The sequence below is a fragment of the Azospirillum thermophilum genome (assembly GCF_003130795.1).
GTDB lineage: Bacteria > Pseudomonadota > Alphaproteobacteria > Azospirillales > Azospirillaceae > Azospirillum > Azospirillum thermophilum.
The window spans coordinates 1,079,353-1,098,455 of the sequence record NZ_CP029353.1; the positions used below are offsets into that span (position 1 = coordinate 1,079,353).

The following is a 19,103-nucleotide window of genomic DNA, read 5'->3' on the forward strand; positions in this document are numbered from 1 at the left end:
CGGACGTCAGGCGGCACGCGTCATCCGCACCGTCGCCTCCAGCGCGGCGCGGCCCGCCGCCTCCACGAGGTCGGCGTTGGTGCCGTGGATGCGGGCGAACAGGTCGAAGGCGGCGCCGGTCAGCGTGTCGGTGCCGGTCCGCATCTCCTCCAGCGCGCCGCACACCCAGGCGTAATGGCGCGATTCGTCGGCGGCGTGGCGGCTGAGCAGCTCCGCGACCTGCGGGGCGTGCGGCCGGCCGGCATGGCGGCCGTACTTGGCGCGCGACTGCCACTCGTTCGACTTGAAGGCCAGCAGGATGGCGCGGTCGCCGCCGGGCAGGGCCGCCGCCTGGACCGCCAGCTTGAACAGGCCGGTCGGCAGGTGGGGCAGCGGAAGCGGGATGCCGCCCAGATCGCGGATCAGTGGCGTCAGGGCATCGACATGGCGCTGGTGGTCGTCGCGGAAGGCGGCCAGCGCGTCGCGGTGGTCGCTGCGCTTCAGGGCGGAGATCGCCAGCGAATAGACCGGCAGGGCGTCATATTCGAGCTGCAGGAGATCGACCAGTTCGGCGAGCAGGGAGGCGGTGTCGGGCTGTTCGGTCACGGGCGGCGGCTCCGGCAGTCGGGCGGGGGGCCGCCGGGAAACAGCGCTGTGCCGGAAAGGTCGCGCCGCCCTCACATCCTCTGCTGGTCGGCGATCAGCTTCAGGCCGAAGCCGATCAATACCGCCCCGGTCAGCCGGTCCAGCCCCGCCACCACCGCCGGACGGCGCAGCAGGGCCGACAGCGGGCGCGTCGCCCAGATCAGGGCGGCGAACCACAGCATGCCCTCCACCGCGTGGATGGAGGCGAGCAGCGCGTTGAAGGACACCGCTTCCACCCCCGGCGGCAGGAACTGCGGCAGGAAGGTGACGTAGAAGACGCCGACCTTCGGGTTCAGGATGTTGGTGACGAAGCCGCGGACGAACCAGCCGCCGGGGGAGGTGCCGAACCGGCTGTGGGCATCTGCCGCGGCCTCGCCGAAGCCGCTGCGGGCGTTCAGGATCATGCGGGTGCCGAGATGGATCAGGTAGGCGGCCCCGGCCCAGCGCAGGACGGTGTAGGCGAGTTCCGAGGCCGCCAGCAGGGCGCCTAGACCGAGGGCGGTGACGATCCCCCAGGCCAGGCAGCCGGCGCAGATGCCGGCCCCGGCGAGGGCGGCGCGCCGCGCCCCCTCCACCGCCGCGGTGCGCAGGACCAGCGCGGTGTCCAGCCCCGGCGTCAGGGTGACCAGTCCGGCGGCCAGCGTGAAGGCGATCAGCGACTCGGCGATGGTCACGGCGCGGCTCCGTCTCGGCGGGGAAGGCGCGAGGCTAACGGGTCGGCCGGCGGCCGTACAGCGGGCGGGTGCGCATGGCTACCCTGAAAAACATTTCATCCCGCGGCAAGGCGGTGGTGCGGGCGGGCTTCCTATGTTGAGCCGTGTCGGCCGGTCGATCCGGAAGGACCGGCCTCCTCCAGGACCGCAACAGCCTGCCATGCCCTCTACGGAGCCAGTTTCCATGAGCACCACGACCACTCCCGTCTCCTCGCGCGCCCGCCGGTTCCGCCGGACGGTCGCCGCCGTGCTGCTCGGCACGACGGTGCTGTCGGGTGCCGCGCTCACCGCCCCCTGGACGGATGCCCGCGCCCAGACCGTGCAGCCGCCGGCCGCGGCGATGGAGCAGGGCGCGCCGGCCAGCTTCGCCGACCTCGCCGCCCGGGTCACGCCGGCGGTGGTCAACATCGCCACCACGCAGGAGGTGAAGGCCGAGGCCAAGCGGCCGGCCCTTCCCGGCTTCCCGCCCGGCTCGCCCTTCGAGGAGTTCTTCCGCCGCTTCCAGGAGCAGCAGGGCCAGGGCCCGGACGACGGGGACGAGGGGCCGGCCCAGCCGCGCGGCAAGATGGGCGCGCTGGGGTCGGGCTTCATCATCGACCCCGCCGGCTATGTCGTGACGAACAACCATGTCATCGACGGCGCGCAGGAGATCACCGTAACGCTGCAGGACGGCACCTCGCTGCCGGCCACGCTGGTCGGGCGCGACGCCAAGACCGACATCGCGCTGCTGAAGGTGAAGGCGGAGAAGCCGCTGCCGGCGCTCGCCTGGGGCGACAGCGACAAGGCGCGCGTCGGCGACTGGGTGATGGCGGTCGGCAATCCCTTCGGCCTCGGCGGCTCGGTCACCAAGGGCATCGTCTCGGCCCGCGGGCGCGACATCCACAGCGGCCCCTATGACGATTTCCTGCAGCTCGACGCCGCCATCAACCGCGGCAACTCCGGCGGCCCGACCTTCGACATGAGCGGCCGGGTCATCGGCATCAACACGGCGATCTACTCGCCCAACGGCGGCTCGGTCGGCATCGGCTTCGCCATCCCCTCCAAGCTCGCCAGCGAGGTGGTCGCCCAGCTGAAGGAGCACGGCAAGGTCGAGCGCGGCTGGCTCGGCGTGAAGATCCAGGGCGTCACGCCGGACATCGCCGAGAGCGTCGGCCTGCCGGAGGCGAGGGGCGCGCTGGTCGCCGAGGTGACCGGCGGCAGCCCGGCGGCGCGGGCCGGCCTGCGCCAAGGCGACGTGATCCTCAGCTATGACGGCAAGCCGCTGTCGAGCCTGCGCGACCTGACCCGCGGCGTGGCGGAGACCAAGGCCGGCAGCGAGGTCACCCTGCGCGTGCTGCGCGACGGCCGCGAGACCTCGATCCCCGTGCGCATCGACCGGCTGACCGAGGAGCAGGTGGCCGCGGCCGAGCCGGAGCAGGGCGCCAAGCCGTCGGTCGAGGCGGTGAAGGGCATGAAGCTCGCGCCCCTCGATTCGGCGACGCGCAAGCGCCTGGGACTGCAGGACGGCGTCCATGGCGTGGTCGTCACCGGCCTCGCGCCCAATGCCGGTGAGACGGTTCTGCGCCCCGGCGACGTGATCGAGCAGGTGGCGGGCGACGTGGTGAAGAGCCCGGCGGACGTCTCCCGCAAGGTGGCGGAGGCCGAGAAGGCCGGGCAGAAGGCCGTGCTGATGCTGGTCAACCGCCAGGGCAACGAGACCTTCGTGGCCCTGCGGCTGGGGAAGGCCTGAGCACCCGCCGCCCGGCCGGCCGGGCGGCGGCGGACAGGGCAGGACATGCGGGGCCGGGGTGGGGCGAAAGCCCTGCCTTGGCCCCTGCGCGCGGGAAGACTACACTGATGCACATGAAAGTCCTCGTGATCGAAGACGACCAGCAGGCGGCCAGCTACCTCGCCAAGGGCTGAAGGAGGCCGGGCATGTCGTGGATGTCGCCCAGGACGGCAAGGAAGGGCTCTACCTTGCCGGGGCGGAGCATTACGACGTGATGGTGGTCGACCGCATGCTGCCCGGCCGGGACGGGCTGTCGCTGGTGCAGGTGCTGCGCGCGGCCGGCAACGAGACGCCGGTGCTGTTCCTCTCCGCGCTCGGCAGCGTCGACGACCGGGTGAAGGGGCTGCGGGCCGGCGGCGACGACTATCTGACCAAGCCCTATGCCTTCACCGAGCTGCTCGCCCGGCTGGAGGTGCTGGCCCGGCGCCGCGGGGCCGGCCAGCCGCAGACCAAGCTGGTGGTGGCGGACCTGGAGATGGACCTGCTGTCGCGGACGGTGAAGCGGTCGGGCAAGCCGATCGAGCTGCTGCCCCGCGAGTTCGCCCTGCTGGAGTACCTGATGCGCAACGCCGGCAGCGTGGTCACCCGGACCATGATGCTGGAGCATGTCTGGGACTATCACTTCGATCCGCAGACCAACGTCATCGACGTGCACATCGCCCGGCTGCGGCAGAAGATCGACAAGGACTTCCCGGCCCCGCTGATCCACACCGTGCGGGGCGCCGGCTACAGCCTGCGCGCGCCGGAGTAAGCGGGACGCCGTGCTGAAGAAACTCCTGCGCACCTCCGCCTTCCGGCTGGCGATCCTCTATCTGGCGCTGTTCGTCGTGTCGGTCGGCGTGATCCTGATGGTGGTCTACCGCACCACCGCGGGATTCCTGGAGCAGGAGATCGGCGAGACCATCGCGCTGGAGGTCGCCGGCCTGCAGGACCAGTACCGCAACAACGGGCTGGGCGGGCTGATCGACGTGGTGCGCGAGCGCAGCGCGCTGACCAACAACAACTCGATCTATCTGGTGACGACGCCGACCGGGGTGATCCTGGCGGGCAACCTGTCGGGCTGGCCGGCGGCCGTGCCCAACGCCAGCGGCTGGACCCATTTCAAGGTCTCGGAATATGGCGGGGCCACCGACCGCCCCTCCACCGCGCAGGCCATCAGCTTCACGCTGCCCGGCCATTACCGCCTGCTGGTCGGCCGCGACATGAGCGAGATCGACCAGCTTCGCGACCGCATGGTCCAGTCGCTCGGCTGGATCCTCGGCGTGACCGCCATGCTCGGCCTCGGCGGCGGGCTGCTGGTCGGCCGCGGCGCCATGCTGCGGATCGAGGCGATCAACCGCACCACGCGGCAGATCATGGCCGGCGACCTGTCCGGCCGGGTGCCGCGCCGCGGCGACGGGGACGAGATCGACCGGCTGGCCGGCAACCTCAACGCCATGCTCGACCGGATCGAGCGGCTGATGACCGGCATGCGGCAGGTCGCCGACAGCGTGGCGCACGATCTGCGCACGCCGCTGACCCGTCTGCGCTCGCGCATCGAGCTGGCGCTGATCCAGGAGACCGAGGACCCCGAGGTCTACCGCACCGTCCTGCAGGAGACGATCGCCGAGGCCGACCGGCTGCTGTCGACCTTCGCCGCCCTGCTGTCCATCGCGGAAGCCGAATCCGGCACCCGCCGCGCCGACTTCGCCCCGGTCGACCTGGTGGAGGTCGTGCAGCTCGCCGCCGACCTCTACGAGCCGGTGGCCGAGGAGAAGGGGCAGGTGCTGCGGGCCGAGGCGCGCGGCAACCCGGTCGTGATGGGCAACGGGCAACTGCTGTCGCAGGTGGTGTCGAACCTGCTGGACAACGCGATCAAGTACACCCCGTCCGGAGGCCGGATCACGCTGCTGCTGGAGGGGAGCGGCCCCGGCCGCGCCGCCCGCATCACGGTCGCCGACAGCGGCCCCGGCATTCCGGCCGACCAGCGGCAGAAGGTGCTGCAGCGCTTCGTCCGGCTGGACAGCGCGCGGGCGTCGCCCGGCAACGGGCTCGGCCTCAGCCTCGTCGATGCGGTGGCGACGCTGCACGGCGCCAGGCTGGAGCTGGGCGACAACGAGCCCGGCCTGCGCGTCACCCTGACCTTCCCGAAGGCGGCCGCGGCGAAGAGGGACGGGCAGGCGCGGGCGGAAGGCGCCGCCCGCGCCTGACGGCCGGAGTGGTCAGGCCTTCGGCGCGGCCTCCGGCAAGGCGTCCGGTATCGGGCCCTCTCCCCAGACCAGGGCGTTGAACAGCGGCTCGATCACCGACTGGTCCATGTCGCGGGTGATGAAGACCAGCTTGGTCCGGTGATCGTCGTTCGGCCATTCCTCCAGCCGCACCGGCGGGTGGAACATGTGCTGTACGCCGTGGACGACGACCGGCATGTCGGTCTCCACCACGTTCAGCATGCCCTTGATGCGCAGCAGGTTGTCGCCGCCGCGGGCGATCAGGGCCTCCATGAAGTCCACGAAGCTGTTCCAGGGGACCGGACGCTCCACCACCATGCAGAAGGCGCGGATATGGTCGTCGTGCCGGTTGGCATCGTGATGGTGATGGTCGTGGCCGCAATCGGGACCGCAGGCCTCGCCGTGCTCATGGTCATGCCCGTGATCATGATGGTGATGGCCGTGATCATGATCATGCCCGTGATGCCCGTGCCCATGATCATGCCCGTCATGGCCATCGTGGCCCCGCGCCTGTGCCTCGCGGTAGGCCTCCTCGCGCAGCCAGCGGACGACGTCCGGGCTCTTGGTCTCGGGGTTGAAAAGGCCGGCGTCGAAGAGCGTGGCGGGATCGACCTCGCCATGGGCGGCGGGGATGATCGGGGCGGCCGGGTTGATGGTGCCGAGGCGCCGGCACAGCGCCAGCGTGGCCTGCGGTGTCGCGACGTCGGTCTTGGTCAGCACGATGCGGTCGGCGACGGCGGCCTGCTTCACGCTCTCCGGCTGGCGGTCGAGCTGGCTGGAGCCATGCACCGCGTCCACCGTGGTGATCACCCCGTCCAGCCGGAAGCGGGCGGCCAGCAGCGGGTCGGTCATCAGCGTGTGGATGATCGGGGCCGGATCGGCAAGGCCGGTGGTCTCCACCACCACGCGCTCGAAGTCCGGCACCTCGCCGCGCACCCGCTTCAGGAACAGGTCGCGCAGCGTGTCGACCAGATCGCCGCGGATGGTGCAGCACAGGCAGCCGCTGTCCATCAGCACCATGTTCTCCGACGCCTTGGCGACCAGCAGATGGTCGAGCCCGACCTCGCCGAACTCGTTGATCACGATGGCGGTGCGCGCCATGCCCGGATGCCGCAGCAGCGCCTGCAGCAAGGTCGTCTTGCCGCTGCCGAGGAACCCGGTGAGGACCGAGACCGGCAGGCGGGGAGAGGAGGGGGAACGGGGCTCACGGGATCAGGTCTCCTGACAGGCTTTGCAGACGCCGCGGACCTCGACGGTCGGGCGCTGGATGCGGAAGCCGCGTGCGGCGGCGGAGGTCTGGATGGCCGCCCGGATGCCGGGATCGTCGATCTCGTCGGCATCGCCGCAGCGTTCGCAGACCAGGAACTGGCCGGAATGGACCGCCCCGGGATCGGGGCATCCGACATAGGCGTTGAGGGATTCGATGCGGTGGACCAGCCCTTGCTCCACCAGGAACTCCAGCGCGCGGTAGACGGTCAGCGGCGCGGTGGCCTTGCCGTCCTGCTGGCTGAGATCCTCCAGGATGGCATAGGCGCCGCGGGGGCGGTGGCCGCTCCACACCAGCTCCAGCACGCGGCGGCGCAGCGCGGTCAGCCGCGCCCCCCGCTCGGCGCACAGCGCCTCGGCACGGGTCAGCGCGTCGGCGACGCAGTGGGCGTGGTCGTGTCCATGACCCGGGGCGGGGCTGGCGGTCTCGGCGGTGTCGCTCATTGTGTTACTATATAACGCCCGATGCCGCGGGAGGAAGGGGCGTGTGCGTGCGCCGGACGGATCAGCCCGCCTTGCGCTCCGCATAGAGCGCCAGCGCCCGGTCGCGGGCGGCGCCATGGTCGAGGATCGGGCGCGGATAGTCGCTGCCCAGCCTCACCCCGGCCTGCCGCAGGATGTCGGCCGGCGCCTCCCACGGCTTGTGGATCCAGCGGGCGGGCAGGCCGGCCAGCTCGGGCACGAAGCGGCGGACATAGGCGCCGTCGGGGTCGAACTTCTCGCCCTGCAGCACCGGGTTGAAGACGCGGAAGAAGGGCGCGGCGTCGGCGCCGCAGCCGGCCACCCACTGCCAGTTGCCGGCGTTGTTGGCGTGGTCGGCATCGACCAGCGTATCCCGGAACCACGCCTCGCCCGCCTGCCATGGCAGCAGCAGGTCCTTCACCAGGAAGGAGGCGACGATCATCCGCACCCGGTTGTGCATCCAGCCGGTCTGCCAGAGCTGCCGCATCCCCGCGTCGACGATGGGATAGCCGGTGCGGCCGAGCTGCCAGGCCTTCAGTCCCGCCGGGTCGTCTCGCCAGGGAAAGTCGGCGAAGCGGGGATCCATCGGCCGGGTCGCGAGGTCGGGGAAGGCGTCGAGCAGGGTGTGGTTGAACTCCCGCCACGCGATCTCGCGCAGGAAGGCGTCGATGCCGGCCGCCAGTTCCGGCCGCGCGTCGGCGGCATGGCGGGCGGCGTACCAGACCTGCCGCGGCCCGATCTCCCCGAAGGCGAGATGGGGGGAGAGGCCGGAGGTGCCGTCGCGGTCGGGGCGGTCGCGCTCCTCCGGATAGCGGGCGACCGGGCCGTCGAGGAAGGCGGCAAGCCGGGCGAGCGCGGAGACCTCGCCGGGCGTCCAGGCCTTGCGCAGGCCGCCGGCCCAATCGGGGCAGGTCGGCAGCAGGTGCCAGTCCGCCAGCCGGTCGCCGGCCACCGGGGCGGCCGGCGGGGGCAGCGCATGCGGCGCGCGGGTCGGCGGCGGCGGTGGCGGCATCTGCTGCAGGGCGCGCCAGAAGGGGGTGAAGACGCGGAAGGGGCCGCCGGTCTTCGTGCGCACGGTCCAGGGCTCGTGCAGCAGGGCGGCGTTGTGGCTGTGGACGGCGATCCCGCGGGTCTTCAGCGTCTCCTTGATGCGGCGGTCGCGCGCGATCCAGGCCGGGGCATAGCGGCGGTTCCACAGCACGCTGCGCGCCCCGGTCTCCGCCAGCAGGGCGTCCAGCACGGCGGCGGGAGGACCGCGGCGCAGCACCAGCGGCGAGCCGGTGCGCGCCAGCGCCGTCCCCAGCCGCTCCAGGCTGCCATGCAGCCACCACAGCGAGGCGCCGCCGAGCGGGCGGGGGTCTTCCGGATCCTCCTCCAGGATGTAGAGCGGGATGACCGGGGCGCCGGTCGCGGCGGCGGCGGCCAACGCCGGGTTGTCGGCGAGGCGGAGGTCGTTGCGGAACCAGACGATGACCGGCGGCAGCATGATGATCCGGATGGCAGGTATCGAGTGCCACCCATATAGGTCACGCTCGCGCTCAAGCCATAGCGGGAAGTTGAGTCAGCCGGCATCGGGCGACAGCCGCTCGCGCGGGAAGCGGTAGAGCTTGCCGCGGGCGGCCAGCAGGACCTCGAACCGCCGCTTGAGCAGGCCGGACACCGCCGGGTCCAGCACGTTCAGCCCGCCGGCATAGCTGCCGAAGGCCGGCAGGATCAGCTTGGCGCCATCGGTGGCGAAGCAGCGGTCGCGCACCCGCCGGCCGGGCGGCAGGCTGACCGCGGCGGCGGGGTGCAGGTGGCCGGACAGTTCCCCCACGGCGCCCGGAACCGCCTCGTGCCGGAAGGTCAGCGGGCCGATGGCGACCTCGGCCTCGATCCGGCCGCCGAAGCCGGCCGGCGGCTCCGGATCATGGTTGCCGGTGATCCACAGCCAGTCGGCCCGCGCGGTCAAAGCCCGCAGCCGCTCCACATCGGCCGGGGCCATCCGCTCGGCCGCCCGCCGGTCGTGGAAGCTGTCGCCGAGGCAGAGGACCCGCGCCGGCCGCAGCCGGTCGATCAGCGCCGCCAGCCGGTCGAGTGTCGCCCGCGTGTCGTAGGGCGGCAGCATCCGGCCGCGCGCGGCGAAGGCCGATCCCTTTTCCAGATGCAGGTCGGCCACGGCGATCAGTCCCTGGTCCGGCCAATGGACGGCGCCGGACGGGTCCGCCGCCAGCGTCACGCCGGCGAGGGGGAGGGGAAGCATGGGCGTATCCCGTTGGAGTGCCTGCGGTTCCACGCATTCGGCAGGAACGGTCTCATGCGGTCCGCTCGGGCAGGGACGCCGGGACCGGCTGAAGGCGACGCAGGCGCAAGCCGATGCGGAGCGTCCTACGGGCGCTTCCTCGCAACGAGACCGTACATGAGCGGAATGCGCGGCATGCCCTCCGGCGGGACCATTCGTCGTCCGCCGATGTCGCGCATGCCTTCGAAACCGCGCCACCCGTTGGCAAAGGGGAACTCCTCCATCCTCTCAAGCGTCAGCCCGGCACGGATGAGCGCCGACACCACCTCGCCCACGCCCCAGTAGAACTCGTACGAGTTGTGGGGGTTGCGGAAATCCACCATGCCGGTCTCGTGCTCCCCCGGCGTGAGGCCGGTGCCCGACTCCGCCACATAATCGCCGACGCCATCCTCCTCCACCGGCGCCTTGTCGAAATAATCGTAGAACGGCTGCCACCGTTCATTGAACACCATGGCGAAGGGGTGGAACTCCATGAACACGAACCGCCCGTCCGGCCGCAACACCCTCGCGATGCCGCGCGCCCAGGCATCGAGGTCGGAGAGCCAGCAGATCGTCCCGTACGAGGCGAAGACCCGGTCGAAGGACCGCTGACCGTCGGCCGCCTGCTCGAACCACGCGAACAGGTCCTCGCGCTCGAAACGCGCCGGGATGCCGCTCTCATGCGACAGGCGGCGGGCGAAGGCGATCGCCTCGTCCGAGATGTCGACGCCCGTCACGTCGGCGCCGAGCCGCGCGAGGCTCAGGCTGTCCTGGCCGGAATTGCATTGCAGGTGAAGCAGGCTCAGGCCGCGGATCTCGCCGAGGAGTTCAACCTCCTCCGGAAAGAGCGTCGAACCGCCGTTCCGGAAGAAGGCGGCCTGGTCGCCCTTGTGGCTGTTGTGCGCGACGGTCGCGGCGTTCCAGGAGAGGCGGTTCGCCTCGTGAAGATCCTTGCGCATCGGGAGTTTCTTCCAGGTTCTTGTCGTTCTTACTGCATGGGATCATCCAAGCCGGGCAGATATGAAGCCGGGGATGCCCCTTTGCACCCCCCGGTCGTTGCAGGGCAGTGTTTCGTGCGCCGTCATCGGGGCTGCGCCGGGAAAAGCTGCCTCTCTCCCGGTTCCGGCATGGCCTCGGCGACCAGCTCGTCCGCGGCGGCGGCCAGCAGCTCGTCGGTGGCGCTGCCGTCCACCCGCTCCCGGCCGATCTCCAGGATGGCGGGGACGGCGAGCGGCGAGATGCGGTCGAGATCGCGGTGGAGGATGCGGCCGCGGATGCGCGCGAGGAAGTCGGACAGGCGGCGGATGTCGGTCAAGCCCCCCGCCGCGTCGGCCCGCGTCGCCCGCAGCAGCACATGGCCGGGATCGTGCTTGCGCAGCACGTCGTAGATCAGGTCGGAGGAGAAGGTGACCTGCCGCCCGGTCTTCTCCTGCCCCGGATGCCGGCGGTCGATGACGCCGGTGATCAGCGCCACGTTGCGGAAGGTCCGCCGCAGCATCGAGGACTCGTCCATCCACGCCTCCAGGTCGTCGCCCAGCATGTCCTGGTCGAACAGCGCCGCCATGTCGGCGGGCGAGCGCAGCGACCATACCGCCAGCACATAGTCGGTGGCGACGAAGCCCAGCGGCCCCAGCCCGAACCGCTCCATCCGCCGGGTCAGCAGCATGCCGAGCGTCTGGTGGGCGTTGCGCCCCTCGAAGGCATAGGCGACGAGGAAGCGCTTGCCGCCGCGCGGGAAGGTCTCGACCAGCAGCCCGTCGCGCGGCGGCAGGACGGAGCGCCAGCGCTGCAGCCGCAGCCATTCCTGCACATCCGCCGGCAGCCCGTCCCAGCCGGCGGGGTCGGAGAGCGTGGCCCGCACCCGGTCGGCGAGATGGGTGGTCAGCGGCAGGCGGCCGCCGGCATAGGCGGGGATCTTGGGGTCGCCGGTGCCGCCCTTGGCCACCTGCGCCTCCATCTCCCGCACGCCGAGGAACTTGAGGAGCTGGCCGGCGAACAGGAAGGTGTCGCCGGGCGTCAGGCCCTGGATGAAATACTCCTCCACCTCGCCCAGCACCGGGCCGCGGTTCAGGCGGACGCGCAGCAGCGCCTCCTGCGTGATGGTCCCGACATTCATGCGGTACTGCCGCGCCACCGCCGGCCCGGCGACCGCCATGCGCCCGTCCTCGCGCAGGGTCAGCCGATGGAAGCGCTCGTAGGCGCCGAGCGCGTAGCCGCCGGTCGCGACGAAGTCGAGCACGTCGTCGAACTCGTCGCGCGACAGGCCGGCGTAGGGGGCGGCGGTGACCACCTCGTCATAGAGGTCGTCGGGGCGGAAGGGGGCGGCGCAGGCCATGCCCAGCATGTGCTGGGCCAGCACGTCGATGCCGCCGGGCCGGGGCCGCTCGCCGTCCAGGGTCCGTTCCCGCACCGCGTCGAGCGCGGCACGGCATTCCAGCACCTCGAAGCGGTTGGCGGGGACCAGCAGGGCCCGGCTCGGCTCGTCCAGCCGGTGATTGGCCCGGCCGATGCGCTGGATCAGGCGGCTCGCCCCCTTCGGCGCGCCGATCTGCACCACCAGATCGACGGCGGCCCAGTCGATGCCGAGGTCGAGGGAGGAGGTGGCGACCACCGCCCGCAGCTCCCCGCGGGCCATCGCCGCCTCCACCTTGCGGCGCTGTTCCACGGCCAGCGAGCCATGATGGAGCGCGATCGGCAGCGCGTCCTCGTTGAGGCGCCACAGCTCCTGGAAGACCATCTCCGCCTGGGCGCGGGTGTTGACGAAGACCAGGGTGGTGCGGTGCCGCCGGATGCGCTCATAGACCTCGGGCAGGGCGTGCATCGCCATGTGGCCGGCCCAGGGAAGCCGCTGCGCCGTCTCCAGGATCTCCACCGCCGCGTCCGCACCGGCGCGGCCGAGCACAAGGCGGACGTCTCCACCCTCCGCCCGGCCGGTGCGCGACAGCCAGGCGAGCAGCGCGTCCGGCTCCGCCACCGTGGCGGAGAGGCCGACCCGCCGGGCGGCGGGCGCCAGCCGGGCGAGCCGCGCCAGCCCCAGCGCCAGCAGGTCGCCGCGCTTGGTCCCGGCCAGGGCGTGCAGCTCGTCCACGATCACGCAGCGCAGCCCGCGGAAGATCGCGTCGCTGTCGGCGTAGGAGAGCATCAGCGCCAGGCTCTCCGGCGTCGTCATCAGGATCTGCGGCGGGTGGGTGCGCTGGCGCCGCCGCTTGGCCTCCGGCGTGTCGCCCGTCCGCGTCTCCGTCCGGATGGGCAGCCGCATCTCCGCCACGGGCGTGTCGAGGTTGCGCTGGATGTCCACCGCCAGCGCCTTCAGCGGCGAGATGTAGAGGGTGTGCAGCCCTTCGCGCGGGCGTTCCGCCAGATCGATCAGCGAGGGCAGGAAGCCGGCCAGCGTCTTGCCGCCGCCGGTCGGTGCGATCAGCAGCGCGCTGTTCCCATGTGCCGCCGCCTCGACCATGGCGATCTGGTGGGGATGCGGCGTCCAGCCGCGTAACCGGAACCAGGCGGCGACGTTGGGCGGAATCAGGTCCGGTGCGGGAAGGGGTGGCTGGGAGGCATCCATCGCGGAGTCGGGAACGCGTCCGGGAGGATGGGCATGCTAGCCGAGCCGGGCGAACGGACAAAGAACAATGTCGAGCTGGGGCGTGATGGGCGGCGGGCAGCGGGCGGCGGGCGGCGGATCATCGCGGCCGACGGGTCGGGCAAAGAAATTCCCTTTCCCTCACGCATAGGATCATGCCGGACCGATGGTATGATATTTCGATGAGCCGTTTGTATAGTTTCTGCGGATTTGGCTCGCCGTATCGATATCGATGGCAGATGTGTCAAAAAGAAATAATTTCAGACGCATGATGATCCAAACATAAATCGGTAACGTAGTTGCCTTTTGTCTATGGGGTCTTCAGGGTTTTCCGCATCTTTTGTTTGTAACGGCGATGTGAAAATCTCCTGATTAGATCCGGTTGGTTTTTCCGTACAAAAACCGTGGTGGATATCGATTGAATGCAGGAGGTGGGCGCATGTCGTGGGTAATCAACGCAACGGTGCGGACCAAAGCTGTCGTCAGCTTTGCCGTCATCCTGCTCTTCACCCTGGGGTTGGGTGTCTTCTCCCTGGGCCAGCTCTCCAAGGTGAACCACGAGGCTGCGGAGATCCGCGACAACTGGCTTCCGAGTGTCCGGCATCTGGGCACGATCCGCAGTGCCTTCGACTTCTATCGCATCCTGGAAGGTGCCCATGTGATGTCCTCGTCGCCCGATGACATGAAGGCGGAGGAGCAGACCATGCAGACCGTCCTGCAGGACATGGAGAAGGCGCGGCGCGACTATCAATCCCTGCTGACCGCCGGGTTCGAGACGGAGAAGTACAAGCGGTTCTCGGAGCTGTGGGAAGCCTATCTGGCGCTGAGCCAGCAGAAGCTGCTTCCGGTGTCCCGTAAGAACCAGACCGAGCAGGCGAGCACGCTCTATCGCGGCGAGGCGCGCGTCGCCTACCGCGCCGCCAAGAAGATCCTGGACGAGCTGGTGGAGTTCAACACCAAGGGGGGCAACGAAGCCGCCGCCAAGGGCCAGCAGGTCTACGACAGCGGCAAGCTGTGGGTCTTCGCCGTCATCGGCCTCGCCGTCGTGATCTCTCTCGGGGCGGCCTGGTTGATGGTCGCCACCGTCTCCCGGCCGCTCCAGGTGCTGACCGGCACGATGAACCGGCTGGCCGCGCACGACCTCTCCACCCAGGTGGAGGGCGCCGGGCGGGGCGACGAGCTGGGCGCGATGGCGCGGGCGGTGCAGGTCTTCAAGGACGGGCTGATCGAGGCGCAGCGGCTGGCGGCCGAGCAGGCGGCCGAGCAGGCGGCCAAGCTGCGGCGGGCGGAGGCGGTGGACAAGCTGGTCGCCGACTTCGACCGGGTGGCGGCCTCGGCGCTGCGCACCGTGTCGTCGGCCGCGTCGGAGCTGGACGCCACGGCCAAGAGCCTGGTGTCGATGGCGCAGCAGACCAACATGCAGGCCGGCGCGGTGGCCGCGGCGGCGGAACAGACCAGCGCCAACGTGCAGACCGTCGCCACCGCGACCGAGGAGATGGCGAGCTCGATCCGCGAGATCGGCCAGCAGGTCACCAACTCCACCCGCATCGCCGGCCAGGCGGTGGAGCAGGCGGCCCACACGACCGACACGGTGCGCGGTCTTGCCGACGCCGCCCAGCGGATCGGCGAGGTGGTGAACCTGATCACCAACATCGCGAGCCAGACCAACCTGCTGGCCCTGAACGCCACGATCGAGGCGGCGCGCGCGGGGGAGGCCGGCAAGGGCTTCGCCGTGGTGGCCGGCGAGGTGAAGTCGCTGGCAAGCCAGACGGCCAAGGCGACCGACGAGATCGCCGCCCAGATCGCCGGCATCCAGAACGCCACCTCGGGCGCGGTGCAGGCGATCGCCGGGATCAGCGGCACCATCACCAACATCAACGACATCTCCACCACCATCGCCGCCGCCATCGAGGAGCAGGGCGCGGCGACCAACGAGATCGCCCGCAGCGTGCAGCAGGCGGCCGGCGGCACCCAGGAGGTCTCCAACAACATCGGTCAGGTGACGCAGACCGCCGGGGAGACCGGCAGCGCCGCCAGCCAGGTGATGTCGGCGGCCGGCGAACTGGCCCGGCAGGCGGAGTCGCTGCGTCACGACGTCGAGCAGTTCCTCGCCGCCATCAAGGCGGCGTAAAGCCCAAGCCGCCATCAAGGCGGCGTAAAGCCCAAGCCGCCATCAAGGCGGCGTAAGGCTCGGACCGCCATCAAGGCGGCGTAAGGCTCGGACCGCCATCAAGGCGGCGTAAGGCTCGGACCGCCATCAAGGCGGCGTAGGGCGGCGGTCCGGGCGGTCCTCTCAAGTGATGAGGATCGCCCGGAAGTCGTTGACGTTGGTCAGGGTCGGGCCGGTGACGATGCTGTCGCCCAGCGCCTGGAAAAAACCGTGCCCGTCATTGTCGGCCAACGCGTCCGGCGGCCGGATGCCGAGCGCGCGGGCGCGGTCCAGGCTGTCAGGGGCGAGGAGGGCGCCGGCGATCTCCTCCAGCCCGTCCACCCCGTCGGTGTCGCCGGCGATGGCGTGGACGCGCGGCTCGCCGTTCAATGCCAGGGCCAGCGACAGCAGGAACTCCACGTTCCGCCCGCCCCGTCCCGTGCCGCGCACCGTCACCGTCGTCTCGCCGCCCGACAGCAGCACGCAGGGCGCCGCGAAGGGCTGGCCGCGGCGGACCACCTGCAGGGCGAGGCCGGCCAGGACCTTTCCGACCTCGCGCGCCTCGCCCTCGATGCTGTCGCCCAGGATGTGGACCGGCAGCCCGGCCGCGCGGGCGACCGAGGCCGCCGCCTCCAGCGCCATCTGCGGGGTCGCGACCATGCGGACCTCGCCGCCGGCCAGCCGCGGGTCGCCGGGCTTGACGCTCTCGCCCCGGCCGCTCTCCAGCGCCTCGCGCACCGCCGGCGGCACCGCGATGGCGTAGCGCCGGAGGATCGCCAGGGCGTCGGCGCAGCTCGTCGGGTCGGCGACGGTCGGACCCGAGGCGATGTCCGTCGGGTTGTCGCCCGGCACGTCGGACAGCAGCAGCGTGACCACCCGCGCCGGGTGGCAGGCGGCGGCGAGCCGCCCGCCCTTCACCGCCGAGAGGTGGCGGCGCACGCAGTTCATCTCGGAGATGGTGGCGCCGGAGGCGAGCAGGGCGCGGTTGACCGCCTGCTTGTCCTCCAGCGTCAGCCCGTCCAGCGGCAGGGCCAGCAGGGCGGAGCCGCCGCCGGAAATCAGGCAGAGAACGGTGTCCTCGGACGTCAGGCCGCGCACGCGGTCGAGCAGCCGCAGCGTGGCGGCGTGGCCGGCGGCGTCGGGCACCGGGTGGGCGGCCTCGACGATCTCGATCCTCCGGCAGGGGACCGCGTAGCCGTAGCGGGTGATGACGAGGCCGGACAGCGGTCCCGGCCAATGGTCCTCCACCGCCCGCGCCATCGCCGCCGAGGCCTTGCCCGCCCCGATCACCACCAGCCGGCCCTTCGGCGGCTCGGGCAGATGCGCCGGGATGGTCAGCGCCGGCTGGGCCGCCGCCACCGCGGCGTCGAACAGGCGGCGAAGAAGCTCGCGGGGGCAGGGGCGGATCCGGACATCGCGGCGGCAGCCTCGGCAGGGGACGGGACGGACAGTATGCACCGTCCCGTCCGCCGCCGTCAGTCGATCCTGCTGACGCTCATTGGATGCCCGCGGCGGGTTGCGGGGGACGCGGGATCGGACGCGGGATCATTCCAGCAGCCGGCCCGCCGTCATCCTGTAGATCGCGACGAACTCGCCGGCGGTGGCCAGCAGGGCCGCGTACAGGATGACCTGGAAGTGGAAGATGAAGCCGATCGGCAGGGCGAGCAGAAGGATCGCCGAAGCGAGGACGGCGGGGATGAATACCCCCAGCCTGAAGGTTTCGTAGGGTTTGTCGTCGGCCGGGTCGTGCAGGACATTTGCCATGTCGGGTCTCCGCGAGGTCGGGACGGCGAGCCCTGTCTCCCGGCGCGCGGCCGGTCGATCCCCGCCGTCTGCTGGCGGAGGCGTTTCCCGGTGGGGGCGCGGGCGGGCTCGGATCGTGGCGTGGAGACTAGCTGCCGGCGGACGCGGGCGCTTTGCGAATTGACAAATTGCCGAGCCGGACCGGCGGACAGCGGCCCCCGGCGATGCCGCCGGGCCGCATGGCCGGGAAGACCCCGGCGGAGCCTGGACGTGCGAACGGGCGCTCCGGATAGGAGCGCCCGCGACGCAGCACGTTGCCCGGTTCGGGCGGTCTCGGCTTAGAACAGACGCAGGATGGACTGCTGCGACTGGTTGGCGAGGCTGAGGGCGATGGTGCCGAGCTGCTGGCGGGTCTGCAGCATCAGCAGGTTCGCGCCTTCCTCGTTCTGGTCGGCCAGCGTCAGCTTGCTGGCACCCTCGGTCAGCACGTCGCTGAACTCCTTGGTGAAGCTCTCGCGGGTCGTGATGATGTTCAGGTTGGTCGACAGCGTCTGGGAGGCGGAGCGGACCGTCGCCTTGGCGTAGTCGATGCTGGCGACCGCCTTGTCGATGTCGTTGCGGTCGGTCCAGTCGTTCTGGGCATAGTCCAGACGCAGGCCCTGGCCGCTCGTCGTCAGGTTCAGCGCCGACACCTTGATCGCGTTGGTGTTGCGCTCGTTCAACTGCACCGTCAGGTCGTTCGAGGTGTTGGCGTCCGCCACCTGCACCGTCACCAGGTTCGCCGCCGAGTTGGCCGACGCCGCCCGCTTGATGGTGTTCTGGTCGACCTTGACGCGCACCGTGCCGGTGTCGAAGGCGAGAGCCTGCTCGCCGTCCGACAGCTTGCCTTCGCCGCGGGCGGCCATGCCGTCGCGGGTGACCTGCGAGCCGTTCAGGTTGGTGGCGGTGAGCTGGATGTTGACCTTCTTCTCGATGGTCGAGATGCCGTTGCCGCCGTTGACCGCGGCCTCCAGCAGGGTCCGGTCCACCGTGAAGGACACCACGGTGCCCGACGCGAAGCTCTCGGAGATGCGCTTGGTCAGGGCGTTGGTCGTGGTCGCCGACACCGTCATCTCACGGGCGACGCCCGTGGTCTGCGCACCGGTCAGGGTCACCGTGCCGGCGCTGCCGACGGACACCGTGGCGACGTCCTTGCCGCTCAGCCGGCCGCCGGCGCCCAGGGCCGAGGAGATCGAGGCCTGGAGCTGGGTGGCGATGTTCTGCTTGGCCGTCTGGCCGACCGCGACGTCGGTGGAGGTGGCGGTGTAGCTGAAGGTCTGCCCCTCGACCGTGATCGAGAAGATGTCGCCCGCTTCGATGGTGCCGCCGACCGTCACCTTCGAGATCTGCGCGACGCCCGAGGTCGCGGCGCGCGTCAGGTTGGCGGAGATGGTCTGGTTGTTGTCGAAGTAGGAGATCGTACGGCTTTCCTTGCCGTCCGACACGATGAAGGAGCGCTCGCGGCCGGTGGCGCCGCGCACCTCGATCTGCACGTCGGAGAAGCTGCCGAAGCTGGTCGACATGGTGCCCGACAGCTTCAGGCCGGTCAGGCCGTGCGCCATCTCGGCGCTGTTGATGTCGGCCGCCGCACCGGTGATGGCGCCGTCGCCCTTGAGGCGGATGCTGTAGGTGTCGGTGGCGATGACGTTGGTGACGCGGGCGTTCTCGATGCCCTGGATCGTGTTGACGCCGGCGCGCGAGGTGTTGGTGGTGTCGAGCCGCAGCCCGTTGCCGGCGATCAGGTTCTTGCCGGCATAGCCGCTGTCGCCGGCCAGCTTGTCGATCTGCTCCTTCAGCGTGTTGAACTGGGCGGCCAGCGCCTTGCGGGTGGCGACCGAGCCGGCGTCCGTGCCGAGGGCGGCATAGGCGGCGGTGGTCAGGCCCTTGGCCTGGTCGATCATGGTGTCGATCGAGGTCAGGCCCTTGTCGGCGGCCTTGATGGTGCTGATCGACTGGCCCATCGCGTCCTTCAGCGACGACAGGTCGCCGGCGCGCTGGGTGAGGCTCTTGGCGGCGAAGAAGGCCGTCGGACCGTCGAGGGCGGAGTTGATCTTGTTGCCCGTCGACAGGATGTTCTGCTTCTTCGAGATCTGCTCCTGCGTGCCTTGCAGCTGCAGCAGGTTGGTCCGCATTGCGGCGGTCAGGGTCACTTCACCGGCCATGGCTCCAGTCTCCTTCTGAGGCTAACCCCGCGACCGGCCCTTTGGACCGAAGCGAGGCAACGTGCGTTTGCGTGACCAACCCCTTTCAAGCGGCGTGCCAACTCGGAAGGCCACTTCTATCCCATTGATT

General features: G+C 70.7%; 14 protein-coding genes and 1 pseudogene. 4 read left to right on the forward strand and 11 right to left on the reverse strand.

The window, feature by feature from the left end:
* Positions 1–6 precede the first annotated feature (6 nt).
* Positions 7–585 carry a ferritin-like domain-containing protein gene (locus DEW08_RS11200; RefSeq protein ID WP_109327172.1) on the reverse strand — a complete coding sequence of 193 codons (579 nt, stop codon included), beginning with the start codon at positions 583–585 and terminating at the stop codon, positions 7–9.
* 71 nt (positions 586–656) lie between these two features.
* Positions 657–1,298, reverse strand: coding sequence for a LysE family translocator (locus DEW08_RS11205; RefSeq protein WP_109327173.1), 642 nt, complete (start codon positions 1,296–1,298; stop codon positions 657–659).
* Between the two features lie 223 nt (positions 1,299–1,521).
* Here DEW08_RS11205 and DEW08_RS11210 point away from each other — a divergent pair, with 223 nt between their 5' ends.
* The 3 genes and pseudogenes from DEW08_RS11210 (at position 1,522) to DEW08_RS11220 (ending at position 5,294) form a co-directional block, all read left to right on the forward strand.
* Complete coding sequence (locus DEW08_RS11210) at positions 1,522–3,066, forward strand: DegQ family serine endoprotease (RefSeq protein ID WP_109327174.1); 1,545 nt, start codon at positions 1,522–1,524, stop codon at positions 3,064–3,066.
* Positions 3,067–3,179: 113 nt separating this feature from the next.
* Positions 3,180–3,856 (forward strand): annotated as a pseudogene (locus tag DEW08_RS11215) (winged helix-turn-helix domain-containing protein).
* Between the two features lie 10 nt (positions 3,857–3,866).
* The gene (locus DEW08_RS11220) at positions 3,867–5,294 is read left to right on the forward strand and encodes a sensor histidine kinase (protein ID WP_109327176.1); all 1,428 of its coding nucleotides are present in this window, start codon (positions 3,867–3,869) and stop codon (positions 5,292–5,294) included.
* Positions 5,295–5,306: 12 nt separating this feature from the next.
* Here DEW08_RS11220 and DEW08_RS11225 read toward each other — a convergent pair whose 3' ends face one another.
* The 6 genes from DEW08_RS11225 to DEW08_RS11250 form a co-directional block, all read right to left on the reverse strand.
* Positions 5,307–6,443, reverse strand: a complete 1,137-nt coding sequence (locus DEW08_RS11225; RefSeq protein WP_245986580.1) for a CobW family GTP-binding protein — start codon at positions 6,441–6,443, stop codon at positions 5,307–5,309.
* Between the two features lie 81 nt (positions 6,444–6,524).
* A complete protein-coding gene (locus DEW08_RS11230; protein ID WP_109327178.1) occupies positions 6,525–7,022 on the reverse strand; it encodes a Fur family transcriptional regulator in 498 nt (165 codons plus the stop codon).
* Positions 7,023–7,083: 61 nt separating this feature from the next.
* Positions 7,084–8,526, reverse strand: coding sequence for a cryptochrome/photolyase family protein (locus DEW08_RS11235; protein WP_109327179.1), 1,443 nt, complete (start codon positions 8,524–8,526; stop codon positions 7,084–7,086).
* Between the two features lie 75 nt (positions 8,527–8,601).
* Positions 8,602–9,282, reverse strand: coding sequence for a ligase-associated DNA damage response endonuclease PdeM (pdeM, locus tag DEW08_RS11240; RefSeq protein WP_109327180.1), 681 nt, complete (start codon positions 9,280–9,282; stop codon positions 8,602–8,604).
* A gap of 125 nt (positions 9,283–9,407) precedes the next feature.
* Positions 9,408–10,259, reverse strand: a complete 852-nt coding sequence (locus DEW08_RS11245; protein WP_109327182.1) for a class I SAM-dependent methyltransferase — start codon at positions 10,257–10,259, stop codon at positions 9,408–9,410.
* Between the two features lie 122 nt (positions 10,260–10,381).
* Positions 10,382–12,862 (reverse strand): ligase-associated DNA damage response DEXH box helicase, encoded by a 2,481-nt coding sequence (locus DEW08_RS11250; RefSeq protein ID WP_109327183.1) that lies wholly within the window; start codon positions 12,860–12,862, stop codon positions 10,382–10,384.
* 457 nt (positions 12,863–13,319) lie between these two features.
* Between DEW08_RS11250 and DEW08_RS11255 the strand changes: the two genes are divergently transcribed.
* Positions 13,320–15,011, forward strand: coding sequence for a methyl-accepting chemotaxis protein (locus DEW08_RS11255; RefSeq protein WP_109327184.1), 1,692 nt, complete (start codon positions 13,320–13,322; stop codon positions 15,009–15,011).
* Positions 15,012–15,173: 162 nt separating this feature from the next.
* Here DEW08_RS11255 and DEW08_RS11260 read toward each other — a convergent pair whose 3' ends face one another.
* The 3 genes from DEW08_RS11260 to DEW08_RS11270 form a co-directional block, all read right to left on the reverse strand.
* Positions 15,174–16,436: a glycerate kinase type-2 family protein gene (locus DEW08_RS11260; protein ID WP_109329753.1), complete on the reverse strand. Its 1,263-nt coding sequence runs from the start codon at positions 16,434–16,436 to the stop codon at positions 15,174–15,176.
* A gap of 138 nt (positions 16,437–16,574) precedes the next feature.
* Positions 16,575–16,793 (reverse strand): hypothetical protein, encoded by a 219-nt coding sequence (locus DEW08_RS11265; RefSeq protein ID WP_109327185.1) that lies wholly within the window; start codon positions 16,791–16,793, stop codon positions 16,575–16,577.
* A gap of 317 nt (positions 16,794–17,110) precedes the next feature.
* Positions 17,111–18,973 carry a flagellin N-terminal helical domain-containing protein gene (locus tag DEW08_RS11270; protein WP_109327186.1) on the reverse strand — a complete coding sequence of 621 codons (1,863 nt, stop codon included), beginning with the start codon at positions 18,971–18,973 and terminating at the stop codon, positions 17,111–17,113.
* Between the last annotated feature and the right edge of the window lie 130 nt (positions 18,974–19,103).